Raw genomic sequence first — 23,555 nt, 5'->3', positions numbered from 1 at the left:
TCACGCTGGAGGCGGGGTGCTGCCCTAGTCTGGCGGCCATGGTGAGCAGTCAGGATCCGGTGATCGCGCAGGTGTGGAGGGGTGGGTACGTCGAGTGCCTGCATCACGGATCGGTCGTCGTCACCGCTCCAGGCGGGGCGCTCCGCTTCGCGGCCGGCGACGCGTCAATCCCCCTCCTGCCCCGCTCGTCCCTCAAGCCGCTCCAGGCCGTCGCGATGCTCCGCCACGGGCTCGACGTCGAAGGCGCGGAGCTCGCCCTCGTCGGCGCCTCGCACTCGGGCGAGCCGTTCCACCTCGACGGAGTCCGCCGCATCCTCGACGGCGCGGGCCTCTCGCCGGCGGACCTGCAGACCACACCCGGGCTGCCGTCGGACGCCGTCACGCAGGCCGACTGGCTGGCGGGCGGGAACAGGAGGGAGCCGCTGGCGCACAACTGCTCTGGGAAGCACGCCGGCATGCTGCGGACCTGCACGCGGGCCGGCTGGAGCATCGAGTCCTACCTTGAGGCCGACCATCCTCTGCAGCACGCCTGCCGCGACACCATCTCCGAGCTGGCCGACGAGCCCGTCGGGGTTCCGGTGGTCGACGGCTGCGGCACGCCGGCGTTCCCCCTCAGCCTGGCTGGACTGTCGCGGGCGTTCGGGCGACTCGCGAGTGCGCGCTCAGGGCCTGAGCTGCGGGTGGCCGAGGCCTTCCGCGCCCACCCCGAGTACGCGTCGGGGACGCGGCGCGACGAGCTGGTCCTCCACCGCGAGGTGCCGGGCCTGGTGACGAAAGTGGGCGCGGAGGGCTGCTTCGCGGCGGGTCTGGCGGACGGCACGGGTGTCGCGGTGAAGGCGGGCGACGGGCACCACAGGGCAGCCGTCGCAGCACTCGTGGCCGTGCTGGCAGCGCTGGGCCACGACACGGCAACGCTGCGGGAGCTGCAGCCGGAGCCCGTGCTCGGCCACGGCCGGCCCGTGGGCCGGATAACCGTCGATCCGGGCCTCGACGCCGCGTTGCGCGCCGGTCTCGGCTGACGGGTCCCGCCGTCGAATGTCGCGGGGCGGTCCGATAGTCTGCGCCCGCCCCGCCGTCTCCCCCAGAGGTCTGTATGAACGCCGTTGTGCTGTCCGTTGTCGTGATGCTGGTGCTGTCGGTGGCACGCGTGCACGTGGTCCTGGCGCTGTTTCTCGGCGCCCTGATCGGCGGCCTCGCCGCAGGCCTCGGCCTGGAGGCAACCATGGTGGCGTTCCAGGACGGCCTGGCCGGCGGCGCGAAGATCGCGCTGAGCTACGCGCTGCTCGGTGCTTTCGCGATGGCGGTGGCCCACTCGGGGCTGCCGCAACTGCTCGCCAACTGGCTGATCCGCAAGCTCGATTCGGACGACCTCACGACGTCCCAGAAGGTCACCCGCTGGACCACCGCGGGCCTTCTGACCGGAACCCTGGCCATGGCGATCATGAGCCAGAACCTCATCCCGGTCCACATCGCGTTCATCCCGCTGCTCATCCCGCCGCTGCTGATCGTGATGAACCGCCTGCAACTGGACCGCCGCGCCGTGGCGAGCGTGCTGACGTTCGGCCTCGTCACCACCTACATGTTCCTGCCGATCGGCTTCGGGAAGATCTTCCTGAGCGACATCCTCTACGGCAACATCATCTCCTCCGGACTGGACGTGAGCGACGTCAACGTCATGTCCGCGATGGGCATCCCCGCCCTCGGCATGGTGATCGGCCTCCTGGTGGCCGTGTTCGTCACCTACCGGCGCCCCCGCGACTACGACCGGGACGCCGTCGTCGACCACGACGCGCCCACCGAGATCAAGCCGTTCCGCATCGTCATCGCCCTGGCTGCCATCGTGGTCTCATTCGGGATCCAGACCTGGCTGACGCTCGCGGGATCCGCTGCCGATCCGCTGCTGGTGGGCGCGCTGCTCGGCCTGTGCCTGTTCATCATCACCGGCGCTGTGAAGTGGCAGGACGCCGACGAGGTCTTCACCGGCGGCATGCGCATGATGGCGCTCATCGGGCTCATCATGATCGCGGCCCAGGGATTCGCGTCCGTGATGCGCGCGACCGAGCAGATCGCCCCGCTGGTCGAGGGGTCAGCAGCGATCTTCGGGGACAACCGGGGCATGGCAGCCTTCGTCATGCTGCTGGTGGGCCTGCTCGTGACGATGGGCATCGGCAGCTCGTTCTCGACGCTGCCGATCATCGCGGCGATCTACGTGCCGCTGTGTGTCTCGCTCGGATTCTCGCCCGTGGCGACCGTGGCCATCATCGGCACCGCAGGCGCCCTGGGCGACGCCGGTTCGCCCGCCTCGGACTCGACGCTCGGACCCACGGCGGGCCTGAATGCCGACGGGCAGCACGACCACATCCGAGACACCGTCATCCCCACTTTCCTGCACTTCAACCTGCCGCTGCTGGCCGCTGGGTGGGTCGCGGCGATGGTGCTCTGACCCTTCACCCGGTCCGACTTGAGTCGCCGTCGTCGCCTCCGGTAGGGTCTCGCGTGGAGGATTCGCCTAGAGGCCTATGGCGCTCGCTTGGAAAGCGGGTTGGGTTAACGCCCTCACGAGTTCGAATCTCGTATCCTCCGCCACCACGATTCCCGCTCTGACTAGGGCGGGAATCGCTATTTCTGGGGCACAGCGGGGTGCCAGACGCGATTCGTGCCCCGAATGTGCCCCGAGTTTTTTGGGAGTGCGTGCGCTTCGTGGGGGCACTCGTATCATTTTCCTGGGTGCGATGGACAGGGGAGTCCCGCATTCAGGCGCCAGGACCCTGCGGCCGCACAGCGCTACATGCCTGGGCGCGCCGGGCATCGTTGACAGGTCGGTGGTCAGGATGGTGCTTGCGTGGACGGACGTCTCCGGTCAGGCAGCTCCCACGGGAGGCGGGGTCAGCTGTCGACACATGTCCGGTTGGTGCCTGGTGATGGTCCTCCGCCTCGCGCCTCGGTGGCCTGCTTGGGCACCGAGTGGGCACCAAGGCCCGGAGTAGGGCGCCGTTGCTCACGCTGTGTCCAGCTCCGGGCCGGGTTCTTACTAGCAAGAGAACACGGCGAGGGGGGCACCACCGAATCTCGCGCCCTGCCATCAAAGGAGTTGTCGTAATGGCCGTCGCTACGCATCCCGAAGCCAGCAAGTATCCCAGCGCCGAGTGGCTATCCCTTCAACAGGCTGCTCTCTACTACGGAGTGTGTTGACACTCTACGTCGTCGTATCTCCGCTGGCCGTCTGCCAGCAGCCCGGTTTGGAGTGCGGCTGATCAGGGTGCGTGTTGAAGACCTCGATCGCTTGTTCCGGCCCATCCCCGTCGGAGATGCCCTCGTCAGGGCCCACGCATCCTGAGAGCCCGCCGACAACTGCGAGGGTCTGACCCGCGCATCCTGATAGCCATCACCGTCTTCCTGTTCGTCCTCAGGAGTCGGGGCCGTGTCGCCCGTTCCTCTGTCGGGCCCAGGCACGGGGACGCTCAAGCGCCAACAACCGACCGAATCGGTGCTGGCTGACAGTCTCGCCGATGGCTACATCCCGCGCGAGGGGTATCTCGAGAGGCTCAGCCTGCTTCAGGAGAAGCAGGACCAGTGATCCTGCCCCGGCTGCCGAGGCATGAACCCTGGCTGCCGCAGGCGGGGGCTCTCGCGTCGCTGCGGGGGCGACAGTCATCAGATGTGCGGATGCCATGAACACGCTCGCGACGGACAGGATGAGGCCGCGCGGGGAGTCCGCGCAGAGGATCAGCAGCCGTGGGGCTCATGAAACATCTAACTCCCCGTGCCCGAGCATGCGAACAGGTCGGCAGTATCCGGACCCGACCGGCTGGCCGGCCCGAGCCGCCGCCGAGTCCTCGCCCATCAGGAGGGACGCCTCCCGAAATTGCCGGGCCGATGGTTTGCGTCAGCTTCCCTGCCGCTGATCAGCCCTTCCTGATCGATCAAGCCACCCGTCGGCTCCCATTCGGGCCAAGAAGGTGACTGGAGACGGCGGGCTTGCTCATTGCTCGCAGCTCGACACGAACTCCGCTACAGGCCCGAGCGCTCCTGCGCGGAGTTGGTAGTGCACCCAGCGGCCACGCTGGTCTCGTTCGAGAAGTCCGGATTCGACCAGCTTCTTGAGGTGGTGGGACAGGGTTGGCTGAGAGATGCCGAGTGCGTCGGGCAGGTGGCAGGCGCAGGCCGTGGTATCTGGGGAGTCTGCAACCAATCGGAGCAACCTGAGCCTGACTGGATCTGCGAGCACTTTGAGCACGGCGGCCAGCCGCTCCGCGTCGGTAGCCGACATGAGTGCGTCATTGCTGGCGGGAGCGCACTCGAGGAGGGGCAGGGTACGGATCATGTCGAGAGCTTTCTCGTACTGCGTGCTGGTTCGTTGCGGCTGGAGGAGTTCGCCACCTGGCCCTGGAGCGGGTTCCCTCCGGTCATGCCCATCTCATCAAGGAGGTCGTGGACCCGCTCCGCGATGTCGTCTCGCATCAGCCGGACGCGATCTAGCCCCTCGATACCCTGATCTGCGGGGTCCGGGATGACCCAGGTGTCGATCGTTGCGCGCATGCCCTCGACGGCCTCCACACGGGCCTCGCTTCCAAGCACGATGATGCGGTCTGCGTCGGTCAGCATCTCTGGTTCGAGCCGGGTCGGAACCTGGTCGGACATGTCCGCGCCGAGTTCCGCGACCGCAGACGCGGACAGGTCGTGCACCTGCGCGTCCGGTGCAGTTCCTGCTGATCTGACGTTGACGCGCTCACCTGCGCCCTGCCGCATGATTGCGGCGGCGATCTGCGATTTGCCGGCGTTGTGGACGCACACGAAGAGGACGGTAGGCCTAGCCCGCTCAATGGGGGAAGGCTTCACCGAGGTGTCAGCGGCCGCGAGATCCATCAGGTCCTCCCCTTGCACATCGACGGCTATCGATACGAACCATACCCCCATTCGCAACCGACCAAAGAATGCCCGCAGCCCTGGGACAGCCTTCTAGGCCGGCTTCAGTGTCACGCTGGTGTCGTAGAAGCTGACGCTTCCCCCCACAGGGGCCGATCAGGCAGGTGTTCTTCAGGGTCGGGTCCGTCCACATCGCCGCGTTGGCGTGGACACCCTTGCGGCGCCGCTCCTCGCCCTCGACGACATGGCCGTTCGTGAACCACGAGGGCAGCGGTTGGCGAGTTCAGCAGCCGGAGGCTGGTGCGATCAGGCTCGGGTAGTCCGCGCCGAGTGCACCACTCACCTCACGAGCCACCGTGGGCAGGTAGGCCTTGACGGCGTTGGTGGCCCGCAGGTGGTTCATGATGACCTCGTTGGCCCGGACCTTCTCCTGGCTGCGGCGCAGCTGGTTGACCTGTTCCTGGCTCGGTGGCAGTCCGGCCTGTTGCGTCCGTACGAGACTGGCCTGCGGGCCACGGAGGGCCATCATGGTCTGTTGCGCCTCAAGGTCGTCGGCCAAGGCGTCGGTTGCGGCCCGGTAGGCGGCTACGGCGGGGGCTTGGCGGAGTGCGCGGCCGAACGTCAGGGCAGCGTCGTGGAGACCGGGGGTCAGCATGATTGTCTTCTCCTGTCAGCCGCAGCAGCCGCCGGAGCGGCTGTTGGCGGCAAAGTCGATGCCGACCTCAGCGGTCACGACGGATGCCGTGTCGCGACACACATCCTGGAACGCTGACATGGCCGCCGCGTAGGCGGCAACCGTCGGGACGCTGAGCATCGCTTCCTGGCTGCGCTCCAGGTCCGCGCGGTGGGCGTCGGTCAGGACTCCCACCGTGATCTCCGCCCGAAACTCCTGCTGGAGTTGTTCGAACGCGGCAATTGCGGCGTTCGCCTCGGCGTCGGTGGAGACGGCCTCGTCGGCGGCCAGCAGGGCGGTGAACTCGTTGCTGGACTTCAGCGCCGCACCGAACGCTCTAGCGGCGGCGTGCACCTCGGCTTCGGCGTCAGCCGGCGCCTGGAGGGTTGGATTCAGCATGTGGTCAGGGCTCCTCGTGGTGGGTAGGTGTGATGCGGTCGAAGACTGGGCCGTGCGCCGTGGTTTCCTAGGAGGCCAGGCGGGCGAGCCGCTTGGGTCCGATGGGTTCCTCGTGCAGCAGGGGGACGATGGCGAGCCGCTTGGCGCGGGCCCGTACGGAGTCGACAGGTCCTTGTTCCTGGATTGCCCGGTGACGGAGCAGGGGTGATGTGGTGGTGGCGGCGGCAAGCGACTGGTTGATCACCCAGGCCCAGGGCTGGATGCCGGCCCGCTTCAGGTCGTCCTCGAGGATGCCCGCCTCGAGGACGGGCGTGGTCTCCGGCAGCGTGACGAGCAGGATCCTGGTGTAGTCGGGGTCCTGGAGTCGCATCATGGGGGTGGCGTAGTGGGCGCCTTCGGGCATGTTGCGGGCGATCTCGCGGTGATAGGAGCCGGCGGCGTCCATGAGCAGCAGGGTGTGGCCGGTGGGCGCGGTGTCCATCACGACGAACGTGCGACGCGCTTGGTTGACCAGTCGGGAGAACTGCTTGAAGACCGCGACCTCCTCGGTGCAGGGGGACAGCAGGTCCTCGGCCAAGAGGGCCCGGCCAGCCTCATCAAGGTCTTTGCCCTTGGTGGCCATGACGTGATCGCGGTACTCCTGGACTGCCTGAGCGGGATTGACCTGCGACATGGTGAGGGTGGGTAGCGCGTCACCTTCCCCCATGGTGTGTGCCAGGTGCCCGGCAGGATCGGTGGTGGTGAGGTGGACCTCGTGGCCCAACTCGGCGAGGCGGGTGGCGACCGCCGCGGCGATGGTGGTCTTCCCGACGCCGCCCTTGCCCATGCACATGATGAGCCCATGCCCGGGGGCGGCAAGGTCGTCGACCATGTCGTTCAACGAGGGGGCGATGTCCTCACGCAAGTAGCTGACTGAGTCCATCGGAAGCGTCGTTGAGCCGTCGAACAATGACCGGAGCGCGGCGAGGCCGACCATGTTGTCGGGCTTGAGTTCGATGACATCGCGAGGGACCCCCGCCAACGAGGCCGGCATGTCGGCGACGGCGGCCTGCTCCCGTTCCCGGATGGCGACGACCAGGCTGTCGTCGGCTCCAGCGGTATCGGGGAGCACCCCGTTGATCACCACGTTGCTGGGCTTGATGCCGGTCTCGCTCAGTTCCTCGGCGGTCCGGGCGAGCTCGGCAAGGCTGGAGGCCTGCGCCCTGGCGACCAGCACCAGGCGGGTGACCGAAGGATCGGCCAGTGCCGTCACCGCTCCGCCGTAGAGGGTGCGTTGCTTCTCCAGTCCGGACAGGGGGCCCAGGCAGGAGGCGTCACCCTTGCCTGTGTCGAGGAAGCCGGTCCAGTCGCCGGGCAGCTTCAGGAGCCGGATGGTGTGACCGGTGGGGGCGGTGTCGAACAGGACGTGGTCGTAGTCGGCGACCAGCGTCGGGTCGGACAGCAGTCCGGTGAACTCGTTGAACGATGCGATCTCGGTGGTGCATGATCCGGACAGCTGTTCGGTCATCTCGGCGATCTCACGTGCGGGCAGGAAGGCTCGAACGGGGCCGATGATTCGCTCACGGTAGTCGGCGGCGGCCTGTTCGGGGTCGATCTCCAGGGCGTCCAGGCCGGGGACCGACGTCACTGCCGTGATGGTGTTGCCGATCGTCTGGCCGAAAACCTGACCGACGTTGGACGCCGGGTCGGTGCTCACCAGAAGCACGCGACGTCCGGCTTCGGCGAGCTGCACCGCCGAGGCGCACGCGATCGAGGTCTTGCCCACGCCGCCCTTGCCGGTGAAGAAGAGGAAGCGCGTGGGACTGCTGAGGAATTTCATGTCCACAGCCTCAGCAACCGCCGCCGCCGCAGCAGGAGCCGCCACCCACGGTGGCCAAGCTGAAACGCGGACGAAGAGTGGGTGTGCCAAGGCCCGCGTAGCGGGCGAGCATCTCACGCGTGGGGTAACTGCCGGTCAGCACGGTCACGTCGTCAACCAGGACCAGGGGAAGCCCCTCCGATCCGGCCGCCTGAAGGAAGCTCATCACCGCTGGGCTCTCCACGAACGCCGTCGGGTCGTTGGCCAGGTTGTGCCGGGTGATGTCGACGCCCTGTTGCTTCACGTAGTCCAGGTCGGCGGAGAAGTTCACCAACGCCTGGTCCACGTCCTCACCACACACCCCGGTGTTGCAGCACAACGCTGGCTCGAAAACTCGGATATTGACCATGATTTCCTCTCGAAGACACATCGAAGACCGTCGATGTGAACTCTAGCCTAGTCGAATCGATGGAAGTCAATCTGGCGGGGGTGCCATGCCGGTGGGCGCTACTGCCAGGTTCCGCCGTACATGACCCTGGTGACGTTCGCGTCGTCGTCGAGGGCGACCAGGTCGGCTCTGGCTCCTGCTGCGACTCTTCCGACGTTGTGGAGGTTGAGGGTACTCGGCGGGAAGGATGGTGGCGCTGCGGACCGCTTGGGCAAGCGGGATTCCGTAGGCGACGGCGTTGCGTACCGCCCTGTCGAGGGTGAGGGTGCTGCCGGCGATGGTGTCGAGTCCGGTCAGTCGAGCCACCCGATCGCTGACCTCGACCGGCAGAGCGCCCAGCTGGTAATCGCCGTCCGGGGCCCCGGCGGCCGCCATGGCATCGGTGATCAGGACGACCCGGTTCGGCAGCAGGCGCATCATGTAGGCCGCCAGTGCGGGACTCACGTGGATGCCATCGAAGATCAACTCGACCGTGGTCCGCGAGTCGTCCAGGAACGCCAGGATCGGCCCAGGGTCGCGGTGGCCCAGCGGTGACATCGCGTTGAAGATGTGGGTGACCCCTGTAGCGCCCACCTCGATGGCGGCCTTGGTGATGTTGTAGCTGGCGGCGGTATGACCGATGGCCGGAAGGCAGCCGTTGGCGAGCATCACCTGAATCGCATCCATGGCGCCCGGGAGTTCCGGTGCGATGGTCGCCATTCTGATGGTGCCGCCGGCGGCGGCGAGTAAGGCGGCGACGGTGTCGGGGATCGGATCGGCCAGCAACTCTCCTCTCCCGAACACGTCCGCCGGGGTCACCGCAACCACCGGCTTCCCCACGACGCCGAAGAAGACCTTCAGGTCATACCAGGCAGCAAGCACAGAGTTCGGGCGCACCCGAGCCACCAGGAACTCCAGATAGGCATCCAGCAACGGGTCACCGAAGCTGCCCGGCGGCGCCCCCGTCACCCGATCAGCAGCAGGGAGCAAACACGGCAACAGCGACATTGAGGGCACCTCCACCCGATCCTGACACCCCCACCACAGAGGCGCCGGTCAATCAGAAGATCACCCACATATCAAGCATGAGAGTGAGGTCGGCGAGTGTCCGTGGCCGAGCCTCGGAGCCCGACCCGGGTTGACATTCGACGGCTTGAGCACCGCAGGGCACGACCTTGCACATCAGGGAGTTGGGTGGCGGTGTGTTCCTCCCAGGCGTCCTCGGGTGTTGATGCCGATGGAACCCAGGCGGGTCTGGCGGCGATCTTGCGGTGAGGTGGCGTCACGTTTCCCGGCCTACGTGACGAATGCCGCCCGCAGGGAGTGGGGCGCGAACCCCGACGCGCCAACCGGCCTGGGTGTGACTGTGACCGTCCTGGGGTCCAGCGACCTGCGTGGCCACACTGGGCCATCAGCTGCAGATCGTGGTTTCAGAGGTCGGCAGGTTCACACCACGCGCGGAACTCAGGCCGCGGCGGTCGTGACTCCACTCGCGCGGCGGCAGCGGCACGTCGTCGCAGGAGACGAGCTGCTGTCGCCGTCGGCAGCCGACGCTCACCGGATTCTCTGGGTGATCCGATGTAATACGCGGGTCGATCTGCGGCGTCAGAGGTAGAGCGGCTTGCCACCGCCCAGCGCGAGAACCAATGCTTCGCGGGACTTCCCCGACTTCCCCGGGTAGGCGATGTGTCCTTGACGGAACCTTGACCGGATGAGCATCGAAGGCAGACGACTGGGGCGTCATAGTGGTCCTACATTTCTACATGTTCTTAGGAGAAATCCGTGTTCGTTCGCCATGGCGGTCTGCGCCGCCCCCTGTTCCTCACCGTTCTTGTGATGGCCGCCTTGACGCTGACTGCCTGTGGGCAGGATGCACCGGCTGCTGGTTCGGCTGCGCCGTTGAGCAGTGCCGCCGCTACGCAGAGCGATGAGGGCGCTGCCGGTGAGGGAGGCGCCGGATCCCAAGAACCGATGGCGATCCGGGGCACGGTGTGGGTTGCCAACGAGGACGGTGATTCCTTGTCGGCTATCGACGCGGACACAGGTGTCGTGGTGACCACGGTGAGCGGGATCGAGAGTCCTCACAATGTTCAGGTGAGCCCTGATGGGGGCACGGTCTGGGCTGTCAGTGGTCATGCCAACGCTGTGGTGGCGCTGGATGCCGCGACCTACGAGCTTCTGGGCACCGCTCCGACCGGTGTGAGCCCTGCGCATGTGGTCGTCAGTCCTGATGGTGAGCAGGTCCTTGTCACGAACTCGGGGGATGACACGCTGAGCGTCTACGACGCCGAGTCGCTGGAGCTCCGGGCCACCGTTGACCTCAGTGCCGGGCCGCACGGCCTGCGTCCCACCCCGGACGGTGCGGCGGTGGTCGTGGCCAACACCACGGCCGGCACTGTCGACGTGATCGACACTGACACCTATGAAGTCACCGCGACGATTCCGGTCGGGGACTCCCCTCCGCAGGTCGCTGTCGCACCGGACGGGCGGTACGCCTACGTGAGCCTGGTCGGGTCCAGTTCCGTGGTGAAGGTCGACCTGGTGGAGCGGAAGGTCACGGGATCGGTGTCGGTTCCGTCGCCACCGGTCCAGCTGTACCTGACCGCGGACGGGACCCGCCTGCTGTCGGCCGACCAGGGAACCGAGGGCGCCCCTGGCAGTACCGTGTCCGTGATCGACCCGGCCTCCATGACCATCGAGGCCACCATCCCTGCCGGGGCTGGCCCGCACGGGGTGGTTATCGAACCGACCGGGCAGCGGGCCTGGGTGACCAACCTCTATGACGACACCGTGTCCGTGATCGACCTGTCGACCAACCAGACCGTCTCGACTGTGGCTGTGGGCGACAAGCCAAATGGCATCAGCTACAGCCCGCAACCGCCGACGCCCGGACCCGCCACTATCAGCGTCAGCGTCCCCGACTACGCCACCGGTGCCGAGGGCAACCACGCGGAGCACTGACCACCCCAGCTGTTGGGCCCCATCCTGATCGGCGGTGCGTCCTCACCCCAGGAAGTGCTGATCAGCCGTGCAATCCCCCGACATCTACGCTGATCGGCGAGCGCTCGACCGGTGTCCATGTCCCCGCACGACTTTCGAGCGGATCCGTTCCCGGAGGGTCGCCCGGTATCAGCTGGACGAAGAGGGCCGAGTCACTACTGCTTGGAGGTGGCGGGGACCGGCGATGGGCCCAAATGTCCGCGGTTTGCTGGGCTGGACTGTCGCGTGTTTCAGGCGCAGCACGAAGTGGGGAGTTCGTTGCGGAAGAGGTTCGCTGTGAGGCGGATGCCTTCGGCCATGGTGAGGTAAGGGGCCCAGGTGTCGGCGAGTTGGGTGACGGTGAATCCGGCTTTGATGGCGTAGGTGGCGGCGAGCATCATTTCGCCGGCGGTGTCGGCGAGGGCGTGGATGCCGAGGACTTTGTCGGTGTCGGCGTCGGCGACGATCTTGATGCCGCCGCGGGTGTTGTGGTTGGTGATGGCCCGGGGAACGTCGGACAGTGGCAGGTAGCGGCAGGCGCACCGGTAGCCGGTGGCGATGGCGTCGGCTTCGGTCATCCCGGCGGAGGCGAGCTGTGGTGAGGTGAACAGTACGGTGGGCATCCCGGCGTAATCGAGGTGCTCATGGTGGCCCAGAGCGTTGCGTGCTGCGCTCTTCCCGGCCATGGCGGCGACGTACACGTACTGGGGCGCGTCGGTGACGTCACCGGCGGCGAACACGGCCGGGTTTGTGGTCCGCTGGTGTTCGTCGACGCTGACGAAGCCGCGGTCGTCGGTTGCGATGCCCGCGCTTGCGAGGTTGAGTCCGTGGGTACGCGGGGTGCGGCCCGTGGCGATGAGGACGCGTTCACCGGCGGCCTCTCTCGCTGTGCGGGTGCGCACCCGCACCCGGGCTTGGTCTTGGGTGACCGCGACGGCGCGGTCGTCGATGACGGTGATCCCCTCGGCCTCAAAGGCTTTGCGGAGCGCGGAGGACGATTCAGGCTCGGCATGCGGGGCGAGCCGGCCGACGATGGTGACCTGGACACCGAGGCGGGAGAAGAGTTGGGCTTGTTCGAGCCCGACGAAGCCGCCGCCGATCACCACCAGCGAGGCGGGCAGTGCGGTGAGTGCCATTGCGGTGGTCGACGTGAGGTAGTCGACGTGCTCGAGGCCGGGGATCGCCGGCACGTGAGGTTCGGCGCCGGTGGCCACGAGATACGCCCCGGCGTGGACCGGTCGCCTGCCGACGAGGAGGGTTGCCGGGTCGGTGAACGACGCGATCCCGGCGAGGATGTCGAACCCGTACGCGGCGGCGACGTCTGCGTATTTGGTCTGGCGGAGCATGCCGACCAGGTCTTCCTTCTGCCGCATGAGCGCGACGAGGTCGACAGTGCCGGAGGACGTGGGGACGGCGGGGAACGGGTTCGAGAGGGCCGCGTGGCGGGTGTGCGCGGCCGCAAGGAGGGTTTTCGAGGGTACACAGCCCACGTTCACGCAGGTCCCGCCGAGTGTTCCCGACTCGATCGCGACCACGCTGGCCCCTTCAAGTCGAGCATGGATGGCGGCTGACATCGCCGCCCCGCCTGTGCCGATCACCGCAAGATCGAACTCGTTGTGCAGCGTCATGAATGTCTCCTCCGGGTCGGCCGCCCCTGCGGCCACATTCGGTCAGAATGGACCTTCAAGCATGCTTGAAGGTCAAGCCGGCGTGGAGGTGCGGGATGCTGATCGGCGAGCTGGCAGAGAAGGCGGGGACGAGGCCGTCGACGCTGCGATATTACGAGGAGCGTGGGCTGTTGCCGCCCGCCGTGAGGACGGCCTCTGGGTACCGCAGCTACGACGATGGCGCGGTGCAACGGCTCCAGTTCATCGACCGGGCCCGCGCGGCGGGTCTGACCCTCGCGCAAATCGCGAAGATCCTCGATGTTCGAGATGCGGGGGGCTCGCCCTGCGCGCATGTTCGGGACTTGCTTGACCGCCAGCTGGTCGACATCGAAAAGCAGCTCGCGCGGCTCAATCTTCTGCGTGCCACCATCTCCGGGCTTCGAGCGCATGCGGCACAGACAACTTCGGAGGCCTGCGCACCCGAAACGATCTGCCGATACCTCTGAGCCTGGTCGGCTGCGCTGCCTGCCTTCCGCAGCTCGGGAATGAACCCAGCGCCGCGGCAGTGTCATCGGTACGCCGTGATTGCCGAGGAGACCCTCCGAGAGCCGACGGATCTGGTTACTTCTGCGGGGCTTGTCGACGGCTAGGTACAGTCTTGGTCAAGGTCTTCTCAAGATGCTCTTCAGAACCGGGATTCTGGCGAATCGGGTCGGTGGCGGTCGGTGAGGATGGGGCGGTCATCCATCCCGAGGAGTTTCTGAATGCGCCGGTTGTTGAGCACCGCCGCAGCCGTCGCCGTGGTCGTGTGGGCGATGATCAGTCTCTCCCCGCAGGCTGTGGCGAACGAGGCGACCGAACCTCCCACCGCGACCCCGACGACCAGCAGCCAACCCGGCGTGGTCGGTGACCAGCCCTCTGGGCATGGACACGAGGCGGCAGTGGAGGGGAGCGCACCCGGCTCGACCCCGGCACCCGTGACGTCCTCAGCGCTGCCCGTCCCGGCTCCCGATGAGCACTCTGAGCATGGCGAGGGCCACAATGCTGCGTCCGGGGAGCAGACGTCGGCGGCCGGCGATGAGGCCGCGGCTGAGGAGCATGGCGGCGGCGCCGCCGAGGAGCACAGCGAGGCTCCTCCGGTGGAGCGGCCTCGGGCTCTGGTGTTGGGCGGGTTCGCCGTGTTCAACGGCGCGGTCATGCTGTACGCGGCCCTGTTGCGCCGGAAGAAGGCCCCCGACCACAAGCGCCGCCGTGACGCGTGCGCCGCCGCACTGACCACCAACACCCGCACCGCCGCGAAGGAATCCTGATGAGCGCCCCCACTTTGCCGAAACTCGACGGCCCTGGCGAGAAACCCGGGGACGGGCCTGGTCCGGTGTTCATCGACCTGGACGAGAAGCCGGACCTCACTCCCCCGCCTGTGGGTCGGAACCTGATGAGTATCCCGTGGGTGGCGCGGGTGCTGCGGAGCAGGCTCTACCCCGGCATCATTCAGGTCCCGGTGGCAATGGTGTTCGGGCTGGTGGCCTACCAGTTGCTGGTGGGTCCGGACTCCGCCCACGACAACGCCGGCACCGCGTTGATGTGGGTGCTGTGGTGGCCGCTGATCCCGATCGTGTTCGTCCTGCTCGGCAGGTTCTGGTGCGCGGTGTGCCCGTTCGGATGGCTGTCCGACCAGGTCCAGAAGCTGGTGGGCGTGAACCAGCCCGTCCCGGCATTCCTGAAGAGGTATGGCATCTGGATCATCGACGCCTCCTTCCTGCTGATCACCTGGGCTGATCATGTGTGGGGCATCGTGGAGTCGCCGTGGGGCTCGGGTGTGCTGCTCCTCCTGCTCACCAGTGCCGTGATCGTCTCCGGTGCCCTGTTCCAACGGCGCACGTTCTGCCGCTACCTGTGCTTCCTGGGCGGCCTGTCGGGCAACTACGCCCGGACCGGCATGGTCGAGCTTCGCGCCGACGAGGGCATCTGCCGCACCTGCAAGGCGCGGGCCGCGTGCTACAACGGCAACGAGAAGGTCGCGGGCTGCCCACTGTTCACGTTCCCCCGCACCATGGACACCAACGCCAACTGCAACCTGTGCGCCAACTGCATCAAGGCCTGCCCCAATGATGCGATCCAGGTTCGCCTGCGGAAGCCGACCAGCGAGCTGTGGTTCGTCAACAAGCCATCAATGGAGGAGTCGTTCCTCGCGATGGCGATCATGGGCATCGTGATCGTGCAGAACGTCACCATGCTGGAGGTGTGGAACGTGGCGCTGGCGTGGCTGGAGGCCACCACCGGCATCACGAACTACGCCCTGATCTTCACCGTCGCGTTCGCCGTCGCGGTCAGCCTCCCGGTCGGTCTCCTCGCCGGCGCGTCGCGTCTGGCGGCGGGCCGCAACCTCGAGACAACGATGAGGAACTTCGCCCGATTCGGCTACGCCCTCATCCCACTCGACGTCGCCGGCCACATCGCCCACAACCTGTTCCACCTGCTGGCCGAGGGCGGATCGGTGATCGCCACCGTCGCTGCGCTGTTCGGCATCAGCTACGGCGCCGGGTCGCCGGCGCTGGCCAGCACCTTCACCATCCAGATCCTGCAGTTCGCCCTGCTGGCGTTGGGCATCGCCGGATCCCTCTACACCGCGCGGCGCATCACCCGCCGCCGCTACCAGACGCAGAAGCGCCGGACAAGCACCTTCGTGCCGATGGGCGTACTGATCGCGTTCCTCGGTGCGGTCAACATCGGCCTCTTCCTGCTGCCCATGGCGCACCGCATGTAAGGGGCCGCCGTCTGGACCCGCACCCACGCCTGACACCATCTCCCCTACCCGACCTTCCCGGAGGAACTCCTGATGAGCACAACGACTAGGGCATGGGTGTTGAGGAAATCTTTACTTCACCGGCGCGATGATCCTTACATGTGACCGTCAAGCTGGTTCCATCGGGTGGTCACGGGACCACCCACTCGGTCCTGGAGGATAGACATGATGGGTTACGGCGGTTTTGGCGGGATGGGGTGGGGCGGCATGCTCGGCATGGTGCTGCTGTGGGCGGTGCTGATTGGTCTGGTGGTGTGGGCGGTGACTAGGCTCTTGCCGACGCGCCCCTACGGTGGCGGCATGCAGCCCGGGCCGGAGACGCCGGAGGAGATCCTGGACCGTCGGTTCGCCCGCGGCGAGATTGACGTCGAGACGTATCAGGTGCAGCGGGCTGCGCTGGCCTCGGCCCGGGGTGAACGCCGATGACTGGGCGGGGCCTGACTCAGGCCGGCCCACGCTGGCTGGCGTGGCTGGTGTTGGTGGTCGCGAGCGTGCTGTTCGTAGCCTCGGTCGTCTTTGCCGCTTGGGGAGGTGCTCGCCCTTACCCTGGCGCTGCCGGTATCACGCCGAACTGGGACGGGCATGGTCCGATGATGCGAGCCAACGGTCGCGGGTGGGGCGGACCGTCGGGCGGAATGATGGGCGCTGGGGGCGGCTCCATGATGAGCGGCTCCATGATGGGCGGCGGGGTGTGGCTGGCCGGCGACGGGGTCCGGGTCGACACCATGACCCAGGCCAGGGCTCGTGCCACGCAGGCCGCGGCGGTCAGTGGGCTCATACCGGGCGAGGTGATGCAGTTCACCAACAACTTCTACGTCGAGTTGAGGAACGCCTCCGGTGAGGCCACCACCGAGGTGCTCGTGGACCCGGCCACCGGCGCGGTGTCCACCGAGTACGGGCCGGCCATGATGTGGAACACCGGCAGCCGGACCGCGGCCCTGTCCGCGGATGAGGCCGTCGCGATCGCCGACCGATGGCTGCAGGCCAATGCCGCCGGCGAGACGGCGGCGGGGATGGCCATGGAGTATCCGGGGTACTACACCCTCGACTCCGCCTCGGGCGGTAAGACAGTGGGCATGCTGTCGGTCAACGCCACCACCGGGGCAGTCTGGTACCACACGTGGCACGGCGAGTTCGTCGCGGAGGAGGACTCTTGAGCGTGGGTTCTGACAAGCAGCCGAGCGTCCTGGTGGTCGACGACGAACCCAGCCTGGTCAGGGTGGTGGAGGGCTACCTGACCACGGATGGGTTCACCGTGCGCACCGCCGGCGACGGCGAGACGGCGCTCACCCTCGCGCGGGAATCAGAGCCTGACGTGGTTGTGCTCGACCTGGGGCTGCCCGGCATGGACGGCGTCGAGGTGTGCCGGCAGCTGCGGACGTTCAGCAGCTGCTACGTCCTGATGTTGACCGCGCGCGCCGACGAGGTGGACATGCTCATCGGGCTCGCGGTGGGAGCCGACGACTACGTCACCAAACCCTTCTCCGCCCGAGCACTGGTCGCGCGGGTCAGGACGCTGCTACGGCGACCGCGGACCCCAGCCGGCGCCACGGCACAGGAAGCCCCGGAGGCACGCGTCTTCGGGGACCTGACGGTGGACGTTCCGGCGCGCGAAGTGCGGGTTGCCGGCTCACTGGTGGCGTTGACGCGCACCGAGTACGACCTGCTGGAGGCGTTGAGCGGGAGTCCCCGCATCGTGTTCACCCGCCAACAGTTGCTCGACCGCGTCTGGAAGGACACGACGGGCTCGGCCGCGAGCGACGAGCACCTTGTCGACATCCACGTCGGCCACCTGCGTCGCAAGCTCGGTGACGACCCCCGCGACGCCCGCTACGTGCTCACCGTCCGTGGGGTCGGCTATCGGATGGGCCCGGGATGACCGCCCACCGAAAGGAGCCGCGACTGGCACGACTCGCCCTGGCCCCCCGACTCCTCCTCAACAACGTGCTCGTCATCCTGGCCGGCGCCGGCACAGTGCTCGTAGTGGTGCTCCTGGTCACCCCGTCGGTGTTCCAGCTCCACCTGGACAGGGCGGGCGTCGCGACCGACTCAGACGCCCTCCAACACATTCTCATGGCGGTTCAGGACGCCGTCCTCGTGGCCGTGGGGATCGGCATCGCTGCCGCGGCGTTCACGGCCGCAACAATCAGCTGGGTGGTGGCCCGCCGGCTCGCCGCTCCTGTGTGGGACGCGGCTGACACCAGCCGTCGACTGGCGGACGGAGACCTGGACGCCCGCGTGCTCGATCCCGGTATGGGCCCCGAGTTCGCCACCCTGGCCGCGTCGGTCAACGAGCTGGCCGAGCGACTCCAGGCCACCGAGGACACCCGCCGCGCACTCACCGCCGACCTGGCCCACCAGCTCCGCACGCCCATCGCCTCCATCGAAGCCACCATCGAGGCCGTCCGCGACGACGTGCTGCCCGCCGACCACCAAACCTGGGACACCCTCGCCGCCCAGAGCACCCGGCTCCGCCGCCTCGTCGCCGACCTCGAGGTCGTCTCCCGCGCCGAGGAACGTCAACTGCTCCTCAGCGCCGAACCCGTTCCTGTCCCCAGCTTGATCGACGCGGCCGTTGGGGCGCATTCGGAGTGCTACCGGTCCGCCGGCGTCCGGCTTGACGCCTCCGTCGCTGACAGCACTCCTCGCGTGCTGGTCGACCCCGAACGAATCCAGGAAGTCCTCGGCAGCCTGCTCGACAACGCGCTCCGCTGCACCCCGGCCGGCGGCACCGTCACCATGGCCGGTCGGCCCAGCCCGTCCGGGGACGCGGCGGTCATCACAGTGACCGACACCGGCATCGGCCTCACCCCGGCCGAAGCGGGGCAGATCTTTCGCCGCTTCGCGAAGGCTGCGGACAGCCCTGGCTCCGGCCTTGGGCTGACCATCGCCCGCGCCATCGTCGAGGCCCACCACGGGACCCTCACCGCGGACAGTGCCGGCCCCGGCACCGGCGCCCGATTCACGATCACCCTCCCTGCCAGCGGTTCCCGGCGAACCCGCCACTGAAGGCAGGCGGAACTAGCAACACCAACTCCCTGAGCCTTGATCCACCCGTGGAGTGGCTCAGCATGGTGGAGGGACAGGAGGCGCCTGCTTCTGGCTTGGGATACAGGTGGCTACGACCAGAAAGCTCAGGCCAGGCCCGTCCGGGAGTTGGCCCTGGCGAAGAGTAGGCTCACCCGAGTCCACGCACCTACCCCGCACGCGGCGAGCACTTCCTCACCCAGATGCAACAAGACACCGACGAGCGTTGAGCCAAGCACCAGGATGTCGCCGCCGATCGCCTGCCCAAGCCCCACTCTGAATCGTGGGACTCAGGCCCTCAGACTTCTTGATCAAAAGCGGAGGGGATAGTTGAACGGATCTATACATTGTCGCGGGACAGTGGTCTTATCGGCCGGATCGACCGGCACCGACATGAAGGAGACCACATGATCACCACGCGCAAGATCGCTGCCCTCGTTACCGCCGCCGCGGCGGTGGTCGCGATGACCGCCGCCACCGCCGGAGCGGCCGAGCCCACCACCGGACGCGAGTTCGCCAGCCACGTCCGCATGATGGCCCAGTCAGACATGGGCTTCGACGGCACGCGCAACCCCGGCATGCATCAGGGATTCTCCGGCATGGAGGCTCACCACTCCTCCTGACCAGATCGGTCGGCTCGTCACGCGATCCCCGCCAGGCACCCAGCCCGGGCGGGGATCCCGCTGACTCGAGGCCCGCAACGCCGCATCAGGACGCGACGAGCGATGAAACCAACCCTCACTGTCACCACCTCACCAACGGTCAGGGATGGCCCCAGGCGCGTCCACGGCGGGCTCACCCCCAGGACTATAGAAGCTGCAAGGTGGTCAGGCAGGTGGGGCCCTCAGCGTCGGAGGAGAAGCGGCTCTCGGCGCGCTTCCCGTCCTTGGTGACGACGACGACGCCCGCGAGGTCCTTGGGGATCCAGAAACCGACGAAGCCGTTGGCGTAGGTGGTCGCGTCCTCGTCGACGAGCACCTCACCTGAATCGGTGGTGATCGTCACCTTCACGTCCGCCTCAGCCAATTCCCCTCGGCAGGTGCCGAGGTTGTGGAAGTAGCACTCATGAGTGGTGGTCTCGTACGGCGCGATCGACAGGTAGAACTCATCACCGTCGAGGGGCATCGAGGCCTCGATGGTGCCGTCGCTGAGCAGTACCTCGTCGTAGCGCACCGACGCGGCCAGCGGCAGCGGGCGCTGAGCGTCGAGCCGGTCGAGCGCCTCCACGACCTCGGCGCCGCTCTTCCCCACCAACCCGTGCGCCGCAAGCAACGCCCCCGCGTCCCCCGCCGCGACGCTCGGCGCCGCCGTCGACACGGAATCTCGCGGGGTCTCGGCAACCTCCGGGGTTGAGCAAGCCGACAGCGCCAAGACGGCGGCGAGCGGCACAGCGATACGAATGGTCAGATGATGGCGGCGCATGGGTCTCCAGGAGCTATGTGTCTTCAAGGAAGTCGTGGTTCCGCGATGTACCGCGGCACCGTTTCGGACTTGTCGTCCAACCAGAATGCCGCAACGCTGAGTGCGCTAGTCACACGCTTAGTCAAGATTAGATCAAGAAGATCCCGAGGTGGCGGGGCGAAAGTGACACGATCCTCGTCTGTTAGCATCGTCACATGACGATAACAACGACGATCGAGGATGTGTCTGAAGTCGGGGATCTGTCGGTGGCGGCTGCCTTCTTCCACGGCTTGTCCGATCCTTCGCGGCTGGCGATTCTTCAACACCTGACGTTGGGCGAGCATCGGGTGCGGGATCTGACTGCCCATCTCGGGTTGGCGCAGTCGACGGTGAGCGCCCACCTGGCGTGTCTGCGAGAGTGCGGCCTCGTGTCGTCGCGGCCGGAGGGACGCGCGTCGGTCTTCTCGCTGGTGGCGGCCCCGGAACTGCTGGCCATGTTGTCGGCCGCGGAGCGCCTGCTTGAGTCGAGCGGGCAGGCTGTGGCGCTGTGTCCGAACTATGGGGTCGGCACCACCACGAACCCCTCCCCCGATCTGTTGAAGGCCCACGGGGCGGAGGCCCAGCGATGAACAGGCCAGCGATCAGCGGACGCGAACACGGGAACACCGCAAACAGCGAGAGCGCCTGCGGGTGCGAGGCACCCGCAGGCGCCATCAGAGATGATGACGACGCGGTGGAGCATCTGTGGCAGGTCCGTGACATCCAGTTCGGTCTGGTCTCCGGCGTTTTGCTGCTGGCGGGATTCATCTCCGGCCTGCTTGGCTGGGAGGTCGCGGAGCTCGTGCTGAGCGTCGCGGCGCTGCTGGTGGGGGCGTCGACGTTCGTGCCGGGAGCCCTGAGGAGGCTGGCCCGCGGCAAGCTCGGGGTTGGGCTGCTGATGACGATCGGCGCCGTCGGCGCCACCGCCCTGGGCCAGGTCGAGGAGGCCGCGATGCTGGCCTTCCTGTTCTCCCTGGCCGAAGGTTTGGAGGACTACTCGCTGGCCAAGACCAGACGCGGGTTGCGGGCGCTGCTGGGTCTGGTTCCGCGTGAGGCGACGATCAGGCGCAACGGTCGGGATGTGGTGCTGAGCCCCGACGATCTGGTGGTCGGGGATCTGATGATCGTGAAGCCGGGCGAGCGGGTGGCCACCGACGGTGACATCCGGGCCGGCAGGACGGCGGTGGACACCTCCGCCATCACCGGCGAATCGATGCCCGTCGAGGTGGGCCCAGGGGACCCCGTGTTCGCCGGTTCCGTCAACGGCTCCGGCGTCCTCGAGGTCGAGGTCACGGCCGCGGCCAGGGACAACTCTCTTGCCCGGATCGTGCACATCGTGGAGGCCGAGCAGTCCCGGAAGGGCGACACGCAGCGGCTGGCCGACCGGATCGCCACGCCCCTGGTGCCGGGCATCCTGATCGCCGCCACCCTGACCGTCATGGCGGGCTTCCTGCTCGGGGAACCGGCGGTGTGGCTGCAGCGGGCCCTGGTGATGGTGGTGGCCGCCTCCCCGTGTGCGCTGGCGATCTCCGTTCCCGTGACCGCGGTGGCGTCCATCGGCGCGGCCAGCCGTCGCGGGATCCTGATCAAGGGGGGCGCCGCACTGGAGAGCCTCGGCAAGGTCCGCACCATCGCCCTGGACAAGACCGGCACCCTGACCCGCAACCAGCCGGCCGTCGCCGACGTCGCACCCGCCGACGGCTACTGCCCAGCCGAAGTACTCGGCCTGGCCGCCGCGCTCGAGGCGCGAAGCGAACACCCGCTCGCCCGCGCAATCCTGGCAGCCGCCGACGACGTGCGCGCAGCCGATGAGGTGACCGCCGAGGTCGGATCCGGGCTCACCGGCCGCATGGACGGGCGCAGCCTCCGGCTGGGACGCCCCGGTTGGATCGACCCCGGCCCACTGACCGCGCACGTGACCCGCATGCAGGACGCCGGCGCCACCGCAGTCATCGTGGAAGTCGACGGCATCCCCGTAGGAGCGATCGCCGTCCGCGACGAACTACGCCCCGAAGCCCCCGAAGTCATCGCGCAACTCCGCGCGGACGGCTACACCATCGTCATGCTCACCGGCGACAACGGCGCAACCGCGCGCGCCATCGCACGGGAGGCCGGGATCAGCGAGGTGTACGCCGACCTGCGCCCCGAGGACAAGTCCGCGATCATCGAGCGGCTCCGCCGGGAAGGCCACTCGACAGCGATGGTCGGCGACGGCGTCAACGACGCCCCCGCGCTCGCCACCGCCGACCTCGGCATCGCGATGGGGGCGATGGGCACCGACGTGGCCATCGAGACCGCCGACGTGGCGCTGATGGGCGACGACCTACGGCTGCTCCCCCACGCGCTGGACCACGCCCGACGTACCCGTCGCATCATGCTCCAGAACGTGATCCTCTCGATCGCACTCATCACGATCCTCATCCCAGTCGGGCTCTTCGGAGTACTCGGGTTGGCAGCCGTCGTCCTCGTCCACGAAGTCGCGGAGGTATTCGTGATCGGCAACGGCATCCGGGCAGGACGCAGCACCGCCCTGCCCCCGATCACCGCACCTATCCGTCGGTCAGAACCCGCGATGGTCCCAGCATGAGCGACACCCACGACCACACCCACGCGAATCCGGGGACCAACCGGACCAGGCTGGCGATCGCGTTCGGGATCACCGCCACCATCCTGATCGCCGAGGTCATCGGCGCATGGTGGACCAACAGCCTCGCCCTCCTCGTCGACGCCGGGCATATGCTCACCGACGCCTCCGGCCTGCTGATGGCACTGATCGCCGCCTCCCTGGCCCTGCGGCCACCCACACCAGAGCGGACCTGGGGTTACCGACGAGCAGAGGTGCTTGCTGCCGGCGCCCAGTCCGCGATCCTCCTCGCCGTCGGGATCTACGCATTCATCGAGGGCGTCCGTCGGCTCTTCGACCCGGCAGAGGTCACCGCTGGCGGGTTGCTCGTGTTCGGGATCGTCGGACTCGTCGGCAACATCGTCGCCATGCTCGTCCTGGGCGCGGGCCGCGCCGCGAATCTCAACATGCGTGCCGCGTTCCTCGAAGTGGTCAACGACGCCCTCGGATCCGTGGCGGTCATTATCAGCGCGATCGTCATCTCGCTCACCGGATGGACCCGGATCGACGCCATCGCCGGGATGCTGATCGCCGCCCTGATCGTCCCCCGCGCGATCACGATCCTCAAGGAAGCCGGGGGGATCCTGCTCGAATCCACCCCCAGAGGCCTGAAGCTCGACGACGTCCGCCGGCACATCCTTCAGGTCCCGCACGTGATCGGGGTGCACGACCTGCACGCCTCCACCATCGCCACCGGGCTACCGGTCCTCACCGCCCATGTCGTCGTCGACGAATCCTGCTTCACGCAGGGGCACGTCTCCCAGAAGCTTCGGGACCTCCAAACCTGCGTCGCCGAACACTTCGACGTCAGCGTCGAACACTCCACCTTCCAGATCGAAGCCCCCTCCCATAGCGCACTGGAACGCCACTCACACCACTGAAACAACGCTCATGGGAATCCGGTTGGCCC

Annotated in this window: 24 protein-coding genes and 1 tRNA gene; 16 read left to right on the top strand and 9 right to left on the bottom strand. The window is 67.6% G+C overall.

Annotation, left to right across the window (positions count from 1 at the left end; genetic code table 11):
• The first annotated feature begins 38 nt into the window (after positions 1-38).
• The 4 genes from H5399_RS05745 (at position 39) to H5399_RS05730 (ending at position 3,577) form a co-directional block, all read left to right on the top strand.
• Positions 39-1,019, top strand: coding sequence for an asparaginase (locus tag H5399_RS05745; protein WP_182782079.1), 981 nt, complete (start codon positions 39-41; stop codon positions 1,017-1,019).
• A gap of 74 nt (positions 1,020-1,093) precedes the next feature.
• A complete protein-coding gene (locus tag H5399_RS05740) occupies positions 1,094-2,443 on the top strand; it encodes a Na+/H+ antiporter family protein (protein WP_182782078.1) in 1,350 nt (449 codons plus the stop codon).
• A 55-nt stretch (positions 2,444-2,498) separates the two neighbouring features.
• Positions 2,499-2,586 (top strand) — tRNA-Ser (locus tag H5399_RS05735).
• 835 nt (positions 2,587-3,421) lie between these two features.
• On the top strand, positions 3,422-3,577 hold the full coding sequence (locus H5399_RS05730; protein WP_182782077.1) for a hypothetical protein: 156 nt from the start codon (positions 3,422-3,424) through the stop codon (positions 3,575-3,577).
• Between the two features lie 405 nt (positions 3,578-3,982).
• Here the strand turns inward: H5399_RS05730 and H5399_RS05725 are convergent, their stop codons facing one another.
• From H5399_RS05725 to H5399_RS05695, 7 genes are all read right to left on the bottom strand, one after another.
• Positions 3,983-4,324: a helix-turn-helix transcriptional regulator gene (locus H5399_RS05725; protein WP_182782076.1), complete on the bottom strand. Its 342-nt coding sequence runs from the start codon at positions 4,322-4,324 to the stop codon at positions 3,983-3,985.
• Positions 4,321-4,794, bottom strand: coding sequence for a hypothetical protein (locus H5399_RS05720; protein ID WP_220489125.1), 474 nt, complete (start codon positions 4,792-4,794; stop codon positions 4,321-4,323). Before H5399_RS05720 ends, H5399_RS05725 begins: the two co-directional genes overlap by 4 nt.
• A 355-nt stretch (positions 4,795-5,149) precedes the next feature.
• Positions 5,150-5,521, bottom strand: coding sequence for a YlbF family regulator (locus H5399_RS05715; RefSeq protein WP_182782074.1), 372 nt, complete (start codon positions 5,519-5,521; stop codon positions 5,150-5,152).
• A gap of 15 nt (positions 5,522-5,536) precedes the next feature.
• Positions 5,537-5,938, bottom strand: coding sequence for a YlbF family regulator (locus H5399_RS05710; protein ID WP_182782073.1), 402 nt, complete (start codon positions 5,936-5,938; stop codon positions 5,537-5,539).
• 67 nt (positions 5,939-6,005) lie between these two features.
• Positions 6,006-7,757 carry an arsenical pump-driving ATPase gene (gene arsA, locus H5399_RS05705; protein WP_182782072.1) on the bottom strand — a complete coding sequence of 584 codons (1,752 nt, stop codon included), beginning with the start codon at positions 7,755-7,757 and terminating at the stop codon, positions 6,006-6,008.
• 10 nt (positions 7,758-7,767) lie between these two features.
• The gene (gene arsD, locus H5399_RS05700; protein WP_182782071.1) at positions 7,768-8,145 is read right to left on the bottom strand and encodes an arsenite efflux transporter metallochaperone ArsD; all 378 of its coding nucleotides are present in this window, start codon (positions 8,143-8,145) and stop codon (positions 7,768-7,770) included.
• A gap of 66 nt (positions 8,146-8,211) precedes the next feature.
• Positions 8,212-9,171: a hypothetical protein gene (locus H5399_RS05695; protein WP_182782070.1), complete on the bottom strand. Its 960-nt coding sequence runs from the start codon at positions 9,169-9,171 to the stop codon at positions 8,212-8,214.
• Positions 9,172-9,999: 828 nt separating this feature from the next.
• Here H5399_RS05695 and H5399_RS05690 point away from each other — a divergent pair.
• The gene (locus tag H5399_RS05690; RefSeq protein WP_182782069.1) at positions 10,000-11,124 is read left to right on the top strand and encodes a beta-propeller fold lactonase family protein; all 1,125 of its coding nucleotides are present in this window, start codon (positions 10,000-10,002) and stop codon (positions 11,122-11,124) included.
• A gap of 269 nt (positions 11,125-11,393) precedes the next feature.
• Here H5399_RS05690 and merA read toward each other — a convergent pair whose 3' ends face one another.
• Entirely contained in the window at positions 11,394-12,764 is a 1,371-nt protein-coding gene (gene merA, locus H5399_RS05685; RefSeq protein ID WP_220490887.1) for a mercury(II) reductase, read from the bottom strand.
• Positions 12,765-12,865: 101 nt separating this feature from the next.
• On the opposite strand from merA, the gene H5399_RS05680 reads away from it, so the two are divergent.
• From H5399_RS05680 to H5399_RS05645, 8 genes are all read left to right on the top strand, one after another.
• Entirely contained in the window at positions 12,866-13,255 is a 390-nt protein-coding gene (locus H5399_RS05680) for a heavy metal-responsive transcriptional regulator (RefSeq protein ID WP_182782067.1), read from the top strand.
• Between the two features lie 258 nt (positions 13,256-13,513).
• Positions 13,514-14,059 carry a hypothetical protein gene (locus H5399_RS05675; protein ID WP_182782066.1) on the top strand — a complete coding sequence of 182 codons (546 nt, stop codon included), beginning with the start codon at positions 13,514-13,516 and terminating at the stop codon, positions 14,057-14,059.
• Complete coding sequence (locus H5399_RS05670; protein WP_182782065.1) at positions 14,059-15,516, top strand: 4Fe-4S binding protein; 1,458 nt, start codon at positions 14,059-14,061, stop codon at positions 15,514-15,516. Before H5399_RS05675 ends, H5399_RS05670 begins: the two co-directional genes overlap by 1 nt.
• Positions 15,517-15,720: 204 nt before the next feature.
• The gene (locus H5399_RS05665) at positions 15,721-15,981 is read left to right on the top strand and encodes an SHOCT domain-containing protein (RefSeq protein WP_182782064.1); all 261 of its coding nucleotides are present in this window, start codon (positions 15,721-15,723) and stop codon (positions 15,979-15,981) included.
• Between the two features lie 164 nt (positions 15,982-16,145).
• A complete protein-coding gene (locus tag H5399_RS05660) occupies positions 16,146-16,712 on the top strand; it encodes a hypothetical protein (protein ID WP_220490868.1) in 567 nt (188 codons plus the stop codon).
• A gap of 2 nt (positions 16,713-16,714) precedes the next feature.
• Positions 16,715-17,434, top strand: a complete 720-nt coding sequence (locus H5399_RS05655; RefSeq protein ID WP_370585716.1) for a response regulator — start codon at positions 16,715-16,717, stop codon at positions 17,432-17,434.
• Positions 17,431-18,564, top strand: a complete 1,134-nt coding sequence (locus tag H5399_RS05650; RefSeq protein WP_068752803.1) for a HAMP domain-containing sensor histidine kinase — start codon at positions 17,431-17,433, stop codon at positions 18,562-18,564. Before H5399_RS05655 ends, H5399_RS05650 begins: the two co-directional genes overlap by 4 nt.
• A gap of 425 nt (positions 18,565-18,989) precedes the next feature.
• The gene (locus H5399_RS05645) at positions 18,990-19,205 is read left to right on the top strand and encodes a hypothetical protein (RefSeq protein ID WP_068752804.1); all 216 of its coding nucleotides are present in this window, start codon (positions 18,990-18,992) and stop codon (positions 19,203-19,205) included.
• 184 nt (positions 19,206-19,389) lie between these two features.
• Here the strand turns inward: H5399_RS05645 and H5399_RS05640 are convergent, their stop codons facing one another.
• The gene (locus H5399_RS05640; protein ID WP_182782063.1) at positions 19,390-20,004 is read right to left on the bottom strand and encodes a CueP family metal-binding protein; all 615 of its coding nucleotides are present in this window, start codon (positions 20,002-20,004) and stop codon (positions 19,390-19,392) included.
• Positions 20,005-20,198: 194 nt separating this feature from the next.
• Here H5399_RS05640 and H5399_RS05635 point away from each other — a divergent pair, with 194 nt between their 5' ends.
• The 3 genes from H5399_RS05635 to H5399_RS05625 are packed head-to-tail and all read left to right on the top strand — an operon-like array spanning position 20,199 to position 23,526.
• Positions 20,199-20,612, top strand: a complete 414-nt coding sequence (locus tag H5399_RS05635; protein WP_182782062.1) for a helix-turn-helix transcriptional regulator — start codon at positions 20,199-20,201, stop codon at positions 20,610-20,612.
• Positions 20,609-22,609 (top strand): cation-translocating P-type ATPase, encoded by a 2,001-nt coding sequence (locus H5399_RS05630; RefSeq protein WP_182782061.1) that lies wholly within the window; start codon positions 20,609-20,611, stop codon positions 22,607-22,609. The genes H5399_RS05635 and H5399_RS05630 overlap by 4 nt, the downstream gene beginning before the upstream one ends.
• Complete coding sequence (locus H5399_RS05625) at positions 22,606-23,526, top strand: cation diffusion facilitator family transporter (protein WP_182782060.1); 921 nt, start codon at positions 22,606-22,608, stop codon at positions 23,524-23,526. Before H5399_RS05630 ends, H5399_RS05625 begins: the two co-directional genes overlap by 4 nt.
• The last annotated feature ends 29 nt before the right edge of the window (positions 23,527-23,555 follow it).

It is taken from the genome of Tessaracoccus sp. MC1627 (assembly GCF_014164725.1).
In the GTDB taxonomy this organism is placed as follows: Bacteria; Actinomycetota; Actinomycetes; order Propionibacteriales; family Propionibacteriaceae; genus Arachnia.
The sequence above is the reverse complement of the archived record's forward strand: the minus strand, read 5'-3'. Positions and strand labels throughout refer to the sequence as shown.